10 protein-coding genes and 1 pseudogene are annotated in these 11602 nt (G+C 47.5%); all 11 read left to right on the forward strand.

The window, feature by feature from the left end:
- Window positions 1-112 precede the first annotated feature (112 nt).
- Window positions 113-1186, forward strand: coding sequence for a DUF2156 domain-containing protein (locus LEUMU_RS0113665; RefSeq protein ID WP_022952850.1), 1074 nt, complete (start codon window positions 113-115; stop codon window positions 1184-1186).
- A 2-nt stretch (window positions 1187-1188) separates the two neighbouring features.
- A complete protein-coding gene (locus tag LEUMU_RS0113670) occupies window positions 1189-2562 on the forward strand; it encodes a cytochrome P450 (protein WP_022952851.1) in 1374 nt (457 codons plus the stop codon).
- A 68-nt stretch (window positions 2563-2630) separates the two neighbouring features.
- Window positions 2631-3254, forward strand: coding sequence for a phosphoribosylanthranilate isomerase (locus LEUMU_RS0113675; protein ID WP_022952852.1), 624 nt, complete (start codon window positions 2631-2633; stop codon window positions 3252-3254).
- On the forward strand, window positions 3241-4470 hold the full coding sequence (gene trpB / locus LEUMU_RS0113680; protein WP_022952853.1) for a tryptophan synthase subunit beta: 1230 nt from the start codon (window positions 3241-3243) through the stop codon (window positions 4468-4470). Before LEUMU_RS0113675 ends, trpB begins: the two co-directional genes overlap by 14 nt.
- The gene (trpA, locus tag LEUMU_RS0113685; protein ID WP_022952854.1) at window positions 4467-5276 is read left to right on the forward strand and encodes a tryptophan synthase subunit alpha; all 810 of its coding nucleotides are present in this window, start codon (window positions 4467-4469) and stop codon (window positions 5274-5276) included. Before trpB ends, trpA begins: the two co-directional genes overlap by 4 nt.
- Window positions 5273-6130: pseudogene (gene accD / locus LEUMU_RS26085) on the forward strand (acetyl-CoA carboxylase, carboxyltransferase subunit beta); the annotation flags it as partial. The gene trpA and the pseudogene accD, both read left to right, overlap by 4 nt.
- A 198-nt stretch (window positions 6131-6328) precedes the next feature.
- On the forward strand, window positions 6329-7615 hold the full coding sequence (gene folC / locus LEUMU_RS0113695) for a bifunctional tetrahydrofolate synthase/dihydrofolate synthase (protein WP_022952856.1): 1287 nt from the start codon (window positions 6329-6331) through the stop codon (window positions 7613-7615).
- A 168-nt stretch (window positions 7616-7783) separates the two neighbouring features.
- Window positions 7784-8812, forward strand: coding sequence for an SPOR domain-containing protein (locus tag LEUMU_RS0113700; RefSeq protein WP_022952857.1), 1029 nt, complete (start codon window positions 7784-7786; stop codon window positions 8810-8812).
- A gap of 75 nt (window positions 8813-8887) precedes the next feature.
- Window positions 8888-9442, forward strand: coding sequence for a CvpA family protein (locus tag LEUMU_RS26090; RefSeq protein ID WP_022952858.1), 555 nt, complete (start codon window positions 8888-8890; stop codon window positions 9440-9442).
- Window positions 9443-9471: 29 nt separating this feature from the next.
- Window positions 9472-10977, forward strand: coding sequence for an amidophosphoribosyltransferase (purF, locus tag LEUMU_RS0113710; RefSeq protein ID WP_022952859.1), 1506 nt, complete (start codon window positions 9472-9474; stop codon window positions 10975-10977).
- A gap of 18 nt (window positions 10978-10995) precedes the next feature.
- Complete coding sequence (locus LEUMU_RS0113715) at window positions 10996-11559, forward strand: L,D-transpeptidase (protein ID WP_169446426.1); 564 nt, start codon at window positions 10996-10998, stop codon at window positions 11557-11559.
- Window positions 11560-11602: the final 43 nt, after the last annotated feature.

Below are 11602 nucleotides of genomic sequence, written 5' to 3' on the forward strand. Positions count from 1 at the left end.
GTGATATCCATACTTTCTATGGTATTCATCCAGCGGCCGTATTAGTATTCAGGCACATTGCAGGACACCCTGTAACCTTGCACATGCGTTAAAACAACAAGCACTGGCAGGCATGAGTACTCAAAAAATATTAGTTAAAGAAGAGCAATTACGACACTACCTGAAGCTTCATGGCAGTAGCTGTATGAGCTATTCGACATTGCAACCGGAGCTCCGACATTTTGTGCTTGATGGCATTGGCTACATTGCCTACCTCCCCTTCAAGCATCTATTCTGGAGCCCCAGAGGGCATCGCATAGTCATTGGCAACCCAGTGTGTGCTCCTGAACATTACAAAACAATCCTTGAGGCCTTCTTCAAAGAAAAAAACAAAGCCATTTTTGTACACATTTCCGAATCATTGGGTGAAGTTTTAACAAATATCGGTTATCAGGTGAACGGATTTGGGATTGAAACCGACCTACTGTGCAATAATTTTGAGCTAGGCGGTAAAGCCCGCGCTAAACTCAGGCAATGGCGTAACAAATGTGAACGCGAAGGCGTTACAGTAGTCGAAAAACCAATAGATTCATTTGAGGATCAGGCAGTAGTCCGAGCGATAAGCCAAGCATGGCTTGATGATAAAGGCACTCGGGAATACGGCATTTTATCACGCCCATTTTCATACGAAGCAGAAGAAGATGTTCGAAACTTCTGGGCGTATCAAGATGGCAAACTGATTGCTATGGCAGTCTTCGACCCTATTTATAAGAGCGGCAAGGTAATTGGCTATTACCACAATGTCGACAGAATATTACCCAGCGCTCCAAATGGCTGCGGAGCATTTATGATTTTAGAAGCAATGAAAGTATTTCAGCAGGAAGACAAAGAGCTTATCTCACTGGGTATGTCTCCGCTGTTTATGATTCAATCCAGCCCGAAGCACAACAAAAACCAGAAAACCCAACGAATTCTTAAATACACCTATTCAAACCTGAATTACATTTATCCTTTTCAAGGTAATGCCAGTCATAAGCAAAAATTCGCGGGCCGTCAAAAGCAGGTTTATATTTCATCGACCGAAGGCAATAATCTCTGGGAAGTCCTGGTTTTACTAAAATCACTGGGCGCGCTAGAAATTAATCTCGATACCCTGAAAATATTTGGTCACATCATTCGTAGAAGTATGACATTGGTAAAAAAATAATAATGCCTCATTTCATTCCGCCCTATCCTGAGCGCCATACCACTAAGCCTTCCGCCATTAAGGCGATCTTACAGGCCCGCAATGACTTACTCTCAATCTGGACTGAAGACTCCTTCCGATTCGAATTTATGTCTCAGCAGATATTGAAGCAGAAGATCTTTATTGCAAATGACCCTCGGTTAGTCAAAGACGTTTTCGTGACTAAGCACCACATTTACGAAAAGAAAAGCCCGCAGATGAAACGCGCACTGGAGCCGTTACTTGGCGATGGGCTCTTTATTAGCGACGGTGACACCTGGGCATCTCATAGACAGATACAAGTACCATTGTTTCATACTGGCTTTGTGCAGAATTACAGTAAAATAATGGTCTCGACCATTACTGAAGTTGCGGATGAGTGGGCCCAACAAGGCAATGGTAGCACCATTGATGTATTGCCAGAAATGGGACGTTTAACAGCGGAGATTATCTCCAGAACTTTATTCGGCGAAAATCTTGGCAAGGAAAAAGCGGCGACTGTGGTTAAAGCCTTTGCACAATACCAATCAGTCATCAAACAAACCCCTCTGAGCAGCTTCACCAATATCCCAAGCTGGATGGATAAGCTGAGCATTAAAAGTCATATTGCTTTACGTGCGGCAAAACGCATTCATGCGGTAGTTGATGAAATCATTGATAAGGCAGAAGAAAAAGAAAACCAGAACACACTGGTTGCCCATTTACTAGCAGCCAACAAAGATCGTGATCAAAAGAACGCATTAAGCCGTGAGCAGATTCGCAATGAAATCATTGTATTGTTTATGGCGGGTCATGAAACAACGGCAAACTCTTTAGCTTGGTGCTGGTATTTACTGTCACAAGCGCCGGATGTTGAAGCAAAACTGCATGCGGAATTGGATGCAGTACTGGGTGATCGCATGCCTAGCTTTGCTGATGTCGCTAACTTACCTTATACCCGCGCCATTTTTGATGAAACTGTCAGGCTCTATCCTCCGGTTCCAGTACTCTCAAGACAAGCTTCTGAAGATGATACGATTCGCAAAAAGCATATCCCAAAAGGCTCTTTAATGCTGGTTGTGCCGTGGCTATTACATCGCCATAAAAACCTATGGGATGAGCCTGATGCCTTTATTCCTGAGCGCTTTCTCGCCGATGCACTCAGAAAAATCAACAAGTTCGCCTACCTGCCATTTAGTGCCGGGCCGCGCGTTTGCCCTGGTAAAAACTTTGGTTTAGTGGAATCAGTGCTATCTATAGCCATTCTGGCACAGCGCTTCCGCCTCAAATTACCCAAAGGCACTAAAGTCACCCATGAGTGCCGACTGACCCTGCGTCCTAAAGGCAACTTGCCTATGCAAATGGAATTCCGCAAGTAAATAGCCGCTAAGTGACACTAAACTCAGCTTATGTTAGCCTGATCTTTTGATTAATTCGGCACAAAAGCATGGCCAAACGTGTAAAAATTTGCGGCATTACCTCCACCACTGATGCACTCAATGCAGCCAACGCGGGTGCAGATGCATTGGGTTTTGTTTTCTATGCCAAAAGCCCCCGCTACGTAACTCCTGAAAAGGCGGCTGAAATCTGTCAAGCACTTCCTCCGTTCGTTACCAGTGTTGGCTTATTTATGAATGCCGATGCCGAGCAAGTCCGCGCCACTCTGGATGCGGTAAGCCTCGACTTATTGCAGTTCCATGGTAGCGAGACGCCGGAATTCTGCCGCAGCTTCGGCCGCCCCTATATCAAAGCACTCGGCATTCAAGGCTTGGTTGATTTTGCGGAACAAGCCGATCAATATCCGGATGCATTGGGGATTCTGGTTGATAGCCATGCCTTAGGTAAAGCCGGCGGCACAGGGCAGACATTTGACTGGAAATTATTACCAAAAAACTATTCAAAACCGATTATACTGGCGGGCGGATTAAATCCTGAGAACATTGCTGAAGCCGTCCGCGAGACCTCGGTCTACGCAGTTGACCTGAGTAGCGGTGTGGAATCTTCACCCGGCATCAAAAGCAAAGCTAAAATCGACGCATTAATGCGAGAGGTAAAACATGTTGAATCCTGAAATAGATCTGAGTAACGTCGACTGGAATGCCATGCCTGATCAGGCGGGCCATTTTGGTATTTACGGCGGCCGCTTTGCTGCAGAAACCCTGATGGAAGCCATCGAAGAATTAAGTGATGCTTATGCAAAACTTAAAGATGATCCTGTTCTGTTAGCAACCATTGACCGCGATCTGGCTTTTTATGTCGGACGCCCTAGCCCGCTGTATCATGCAGAGCGATGGTCAAAGGAATTAGGTGGCGCACAGATCTATTTGAAACGTGAAGACCTGAACCACACGGGTGCGCACAAGATCAACAACACCATCGGACAAGTTCTGCTGGCTAAGCACATGGGTAAAACTCGCATTATTGCTGAGACCGGTGCTGGCCAACACGGTGTTGCAACTGCCACTATTTGTGCGCGCTTAGGTCTGGAATGTGTCGTGTATATGGGTGCGGTTGATATCGTTCGCCAAGCGCCAAACGTATTCCGCATGAAATTACTGGGTGCTGAAGTGCGCGCTGTTGAGTCTGGCTCTAAGACATTGAAAGATGCTTTGAACGAGGCCATGCGTGACTGGGTAACCAATGTTGACAACACCTTTTATTGTATCGGTACCGTTGCTGGCCCTGACCCTTACCCTAAAATGGTTCGTGACTTCCAAGCCGTAATCGGCCGTGAAGCCAAAAAGCAATGTATTGAACAAACTGGCCGCTTACCCGATGCGCTAGTCGCCTGCGTCGGCGGTGGCTCAAATGCCATCGGACTATTCCATGATTTCCTCGGTGATACCGACGTTGAAATCTACGGGGTAGAAGCAGCCGGTCGTGGTTTGAATACCCTTGAACACGCAGCACCATTATGCAAAGGAAAGCCTGGCGTGCTGCATGGCAACCGCATGTATCTAATGGCGGACGAGGATGGTCAAATCGTTGAAACACATTCTATTTCAGCAGGCTTGGATTACCCTGGCGTTGGACCAGAGCATTGCTGGTTAAAAGACATTGGTCGTGCTAACTATGTTGGTGTAACAGATGATGAAGCGATGGCAGGCTTCCATGCACTAACTCGCATTGAAGGTATTATTCCAGCTCTGGAATCTAGCCATGCACTGGCTTATGCTATGAAACTAGCGCCGACCATGAGCCCAGATCAAACCATCGTTGTCTCTCTCTCAGGACGTGGAGACAAAGACATTAATACCGTTGCTGCTTTAGAAGGATTAACATTATGAGCCGTATCAGTTCCACTATGGATGCATTGAAAGCCACCGGCAAAACGGCTCTGGTTCCGTACATTACCGCTGGCGACTCGCACCCCGGACTCACTGTGCCACTGATGCACGCCATGGTAAAATCGGGTGCCGATTTAATTGAGCTGGGTATTCCGTTTTCCGATCCGATGGCTGATGGCCCAACCATTCAGCTGGCTTGCGAGCGTGCGTTGAAGCATCACGTTGGCCTGCATGACGTGTTAGATATGGTTCGTGAGTTCCGTCAGCAAGATGACTCAACCCCAGTTATTCTGATGGGTTACCTGAATCCATTGGAAGCCATGGGCTATGAAACCTTCGCAGAGTCAGCTAAGAGCGCTGGCGTTGATGGCATGCTGACGGTTGACCTGCCACCAGAAGAAGCACATGACTTATTAGTCTGCTTGAAAAAAGCCGAAATGGACGCCATATTCCTGCTTTCGCCCACTACGCGTAAGCACCGAATTCAACGAATAGTCGAAGCAGGCAGCGGATATCTGTATTATGTATCGCTAAAGGGGGTTACCGGTTCCAATGCGCTGGATGTGAATGATGTTGATAAACACGTCCGGAATATTAAGGAATACTCGGATCTCCCCGTCGGCGTAGGCTTTGGAATTAAGGATGCGGCAACTGCTGCTGCAGTGTCCAAGGTCTCCGATGCAGTAATTGTCGGCAGTGTGTTGGTGAAAATGATCGAACAAAATCCTGATGATGATGCCTTAATCATCGCCAACACTAGCCAGATGCTGGCAGATATGCGACATGCTATGGACAACACACTATGAGCTGGTTTGAAAAACTGCTGCCTTCACGAATTCGTACCGAAGGCTCAACCACCAAGAAAAAATCAATTCCGGAAGGACTGTGGCACCAATGCCCGTCTTGCAGCACCGTTCTGTATCGTCAGGATTTGGAGCGCAATAATGATGTCTGCCCGAAATGTAATCATCATGTGCGTATCAATGCACGTCGCCGCCTAGATACCTTTTTAGATCCGGAAGGTCGCGAAGAAATCGCTGAAAATGTCGGCCCGATTGACATCCTGAAATTCAAAGACACCAAACGCTACAAAGACCGCCTTGCGGATGCTCAAAAGCAAACCGGCGAGAAAGACGCGCTGATTGTAATGAAGGGTAAAGTCTTTGGTGTTCCCGTGGTGGTTGCTGCCTTTGATTTTGAATTCATGGGCGGATCCATGGGTTCAGTGGTTGGCGAGCGCTTTGTACAGGGTGTTAATGTCAGTTTGCGTGAGCGCATTCCATTTTTGGTATTTACTGCCAGTGGTGGTGCCCGCATGCAGGAAGCCTTGTTCTCCCTAATGCAAATGGCTAAAACCAGTGCGGCACTGACTCGCTTAGCCGCTCAGGAAATTCCTTATATTTCCGTACTGACCGACCCGACCATGGGTGGTGTATCCGCTAGTTTTGCAATGCTTGGTGACGTTCAGATTGCTGAACCTAAAGCATTAATTGGTTTTGCTGGCCCGCGTGTTATCGAGCAGACTGTTCGCGAAACCTTACCAGAAGGCTTCCAGCGCAGTGAGTTCCTGTTGGAAAAAGGTGCCATCGACCGCATTATTCATCGTAATCACCTGCGTCGTGAAATTGCTGATTTGCTGTGCATCTTGCAACACCGAGCCCGCCCAACTGAAATCGACCAAGATACGCCAGAGGAACCTATTCCACTGAAAGTACCTGCTGAAGGCGAAGTGCGACCTGAAATGATTGAGAAGTTGCCACCAGAAAGTGCTGATATTCTTGAGTCAGAGGTGCTTCCTGACTCTGTCGAAAAAGCGGCAAAACCGATCGACTAAACACTGTCGTTACAGGCAAAACTGATGAAGCGAACCCTCGCAGAATGGCTTGAGTGGCAGGAGCAATTGCACCTGTCGAGTATTGATCTGGGTCTTGACCGCGTCGGCGAAGTCGCCAATCGACTGCAACTGACGTCATTGAGCATGCCGGTTATTACCGTAGCCGGCACCAATGGAAAAGGCTCTTGTGTAGCGATGCTGGACAGCATTTACCGCACAGCCAGCTACCAAACCGGTTGTTACACCTCCCCTCACCTGATTCACTATAACGAACGTATTTGTATTGGCGGCAAACCCGCTAGTGATGCGGATATTTGTGAAGCTTTCGTTGCAATTGATAAGGCACGTGACAGCATCAGCCTGACTTATTTTGAATTTGGCACCTTAGCCGCCGCTTACTTATTCCGAAAATATGCTGTGGATGTGGCTATTTTTGAAGTGGGCTTAGGTGGACGTTTGGATGCGGTCAATCTCTGGGATGCGGCTATTGCCTTGATCAGCAATATTGATATCGATCATATTGACTGGCTGGGCGATGACCGTGAGCAAATTGGCATCGAGAAAGCCGGCATTATGCGCAATGGACACCCGGTCATTTGCGGTGACCCAACACCAACTAATAGCATCAAACAAGAAGCTGATCGCATCGGTGCGAAACTACTCCAGTTAGGCAAGGATTTCTCATGGCAATCCAGCGATACCGCAGACAACCTGCCTGCACAATGGCTTTACCAGTTAAACGATGCTGATCCAATGGCTTTGCCACTCCCTGCACTACGCGGTCGATTTCAATTAAATAATGCCTCTGCCGTTGTTAGCTTAGTGCAAGCTTTCCAAAACACCTTAGCCGTTAGTGATGACGAAATTGCTCGTGGCCTACAATCGGCAAGTGTCATTGGTCGCTTGCAAAAGCTTGGCGAGTCCCCGGAAATTTTAGCTGACGTAGCTCACAATCCACAGTCTGCTGCGGCACTGGCTGACTTTCTGACTGAGACACCGGCTCAAGGCAAAACCATTGCGCTGTTTTCAGCACTGGCTGATAAAGATTTGGCAGGCATCGTTGGACCATTGGCGGACAAGTTTGATAGTTGGCACTTGATTCCACTGGAAGGCCCCAGAGCTCGTACGCCACAACAACTCTCACAAAATCTTCGTGATTTAGGTATCACCGCCCCTATTGAGATTCATAGCGATATAAATAGTACGTTAATTACGTTACAAAATATGCTGAATTATAAAGATAGGGTAGTCGCCTTTGGCTCTTTTCTGGTAGTATCCGGCGTTATGCACAGCTTACGTGAAGCGGAATAATCTGACCTGAATGCACTTTTATTCAAGGGATTAGAGGATACTTCTGACTTTCTACTAACGGTTGCACTCGGGTATAAACTAACAATTACAGGACACATGAAAGCCAATGCACAGTTTGCATTTATATAGGGCTTTTCATGATATACAGCTCAAAAAGGAAGCTTAGGTATGAATAGGACGACAGTTAAACGCGGTATTGGCGCAGTAATTCTTGCATTGATCGCTGCTGCGTTGCTTGGGTATCTGCTAAAGGATAAAGCAGCACAACGTAAAGACGTTGTTGAAATCGCCTTCCCTGGCGCTAGTGACGGTGAACAAACTGCCGGCAATAGTGATCGCCTTCCTGAGCTGACAACGGACAATAGTAGCGGCAACGTGGTTGCAACTGCTGGTGCGGATGCTAAAGCCGCTATCGAAAATACTAGCCAGTCAGTGGTTGACGGCGCTAGCGATGCAGCCGATAAAGTTGTAGCGTCTGCTGCGGCAACCGGTGCAGCGGTAGCAACAACCGCGACTGCAGCAACCGATGCGGCTAAAAGCGCAATCGACTTCAGCGTTCGCCCACCGGCAAAAGATACCGAATATCTCGAGCTAGACTTAGTCAACAATGGCAACACTCAAACAGCACCGGCTTCTACTTCAGCAGCGACAAGCTCTGCAGCAGCTAGCAGTACAGAAGTTACCGTAGTTGAGCCAGCAGCACCAGCTCAGGGCAAAATTATTGCCAGCACTAAAGCCGCTGCCCCGGCACCTCAAGCACGCCTGATTGAAGAAAAAGCAGCGCCTAAAATCAGCTCTTCTTCAACCGCTCGAGTAATTACTAAGAGTCGTCCGGTTAGCACGCCAGCACCTACATCAACCGTTGTAGCCTCTGCTGAAGCAGAAGTGAAAGCACCTGTAGAAGCTGCTCCTGCGGCGGCACCAGCACCTGCCGTTACCAGAGAAGCAGCTAATGGCTATGCGATTCAGTTATTAGCAACATCGAGCCAAACACGTGCCAACGATCTGAAAAATGTAATGACTGGTGAAGGTTATCCAACTTATGTAACCAAAACCACACAGAATGGTAAGCAGTTATTCAGAGTTAGAATTGGCCAATACAAAACACGCGCAGCTGCTGCAGCTATGCAGAATTCACTGAAGCGTCGTTACAAGAAAAACAGAAGCGTTACTAACAGCGCGATTGTTGCTCGCTAATTTCACCAATCACACTTGGCCGCAAAAGGACTTGCGGCCAGTCACTCACGACAAGATAAGCGCAGGTATTTACAAATGGAATTAAACTTCATCGATATCGGTATCGTCATTTTTATCGTCATCACTGCGTTGGTTGGACTAGGCCGCGGTTTCATCTGGATGGCAATGTTTCTGGCCACTTGGGTTGGCGCCACCGTTCTGGCATTCCTCTATCATGATGAACTCATGACTGCACTCCCCTTTAAACTCTCTAGTGACGTGTTCCAAATGATCGTCGCTGGGTTGATTATTTTTCTGGGTGTGCTCTTCGTTGGAACCATGCTCAACTACCTGCTAAGCAAAGGCTTCCGTGCCATTGGCCTAGGTGGCGTTGACCGTGTACTTGGTGTCGCACTAGGCCTTGCATTGAGTGGTCTGATTGTTTCGATCGCAGTTATGTTTGTCAGCCTAACCAAGTTTACTGAAGACCCAATGTGGCAGAGCTCAATGCTCGCACCTAAATTCATTAAAGCAGCCGAATGGATTCAAACTAATGCACCACCACAAATGACTGCATTACTTGAGCAAGCCGGCATCAGCACTGATGAGCCAGATGAAAGTGAAGCGGCGATCAGCGCAACACCGAACTAATTGTTTATTAAAACCTAGGTAAGCCCTAAATGTGTGGAATAATCGGCATCGTTAGCCACGATGCGGTCAATCAGGAGTTGTATGACGGTTTGACCGTTTTACAACATCGTGGACAAGACGCCGCCGGCATCGTAACTAGTGACGGAAGGCACTTGTTCCTTCGCCGTAAAAATGGACTGGTTAAAGATGCTTTTCGCACCAGTGCCCATATGCGCAAACTTAAAGGCAAAATGGGAATCGGCCACGTCCGTTACCCAACTGCCGGAAGCTCTTCTCAGTCAGAAGCTCAGCCCTTTTATGTCAACTCGCCCTACGGCATTTCATTGGCGCATAACGGCAACCTGACCAACAGCGACACACTCAAACGTGAACTGTTTGAGCAAGACCGTCGCCAGATCAATACCGAATCTGACTCTGAAGTACTTCTCAATATCTTCGCACAAGAGCTACACCGCCAGAACTCCTACCGTGTTTGCCCTGAAGATATCTTTCAAGCTGTCGCCGGTGTTCACGATCGTTGTCGTGGCGCTTATGCGGTTGTTGCCATGGTGACACGCGATGGCGTGGTTGGTTTCCGCGACCCTCACGGCATTCGTCCGCTGACTTACGGAAGCCGCAAGACTAGCAAAGGCATCGACTACATGATCGCCTCTGAAAGTACTGCACTGGTGACCCAAGGTTATAAGATTGAGCGCGATATTGAGCCAGGCGAAGCCATTTACATCACGCATGATGGCAAAGTTCACACTAAGCAATGCGCGGCTAACCCGACTTACAACACCTGCTTATTTGAATACGTTTATTTCTCACGTCCTGACTCTGTGATCGACAATGTATTCGTTCACAAAGCTCGTATGCGTATGGGTTATAAACTGGCTGAAAAAATTCAGAATGAATGGAAAGATCACGATATCGATGTGATTATTCCTATTCCGGACACAAGCCGTACGTCAGCGCTGGAAATGGCGATGACTTTAGGCGTTAGCTTCCGCGAAGGCTTTATCAAGAACCGCTATATCGGTCGTACCTTTATTATGCCGGGCCAAAAGCAGCGTAAAAAATCTGTACGCCAAAAACTCAATCCGATCGATTTAGAGTTTAAAGGCAAGAACGTGATGCTGGTGGATGACTCGATTGTTCGCGGTACCACTTCTAAAGAAATCGTGCAGATGGTTCGTGACTCTGGTGCCAAGAAAGTTTACTTCGCTTCAGCTTCGCCACCAGTACGTTTCCCGAATATCTACGGCATCGATATGCCTGCCGCTGATGAGCTAATTGCCCATAATCGCACCGAAGAAGAGATCGGTGAGTACATTGGAGTTGATCGGGTAATCTACCAAGAGCTACAAGATCTGAAAGACTCAGTAACCGAAGGTAACCCTAAACTGGTTAATTTCGACTGCTCTGTTTTTAATGGTGAATACATCACTGGCGAAACTTCGGAGTACTTCGCAGCACTTCAAACCCGACGCGCTGACTCTTCTAAGAAGAAGAACAAGAAGCGCTCTGCCGTTGATATGAGCAACAGCCAGTAATCATTTAGTATCATGCCAATGCAGCCTGTTTTTTCCAAGCAACACAGCAATCGGGAATTAATTAACAGGCTGCAGACGGCTTACCCCTCCTTCTGCAACACTCTGCTTTTGATTAATATTCAACAGCAACACCTCTACTACCTTAAAGACTTTCAGCTAATTTCCGAACATACCATCTCCAGTGCCAGCCTTGGCATCGGTCAGCAATCGGGAAGTAATCAGACACCGCTCGGTGCTCATCTTATTCTTGAAAAATTTGGGGATAATGCACCATTAGGTGCTATTTTTAGAGGTCGTCAAAATACAGGCGAAGTGGCCACCATCCTTACTGATAAAGATGCGCATAGTAACCAGGACAACATTACATCTCGCATCTTAAGGCTTGGCGGCTTAGAGGCAGGGATTAATCAGGGAGGAAATGTGGACAGCTATCAGCGTTATATCTATCTGCACGGAACAGATGAGGAAGGACTACTGGGTACACCCGCATCACACGGCTGTATCAGGCTAGCGAATCAGGACATTATCGACCTGTATCCGCAACTACCTATTAATACGCTGGTTTATATTTACAAAAATTAAAGCGATACCAGCCCCTCAAATCAAGGGCTGGTATTTCTCACTC

Source organism: Leucothrix mucor DSM 2157 (assembly GCF_000419525.1).
Lineage (GTDB): Bacteria > Pseudomonadota > Gammaproteobacteria > Thiotrichales > Thiotrichaceae > Leucothrix > Leucothrix mucor.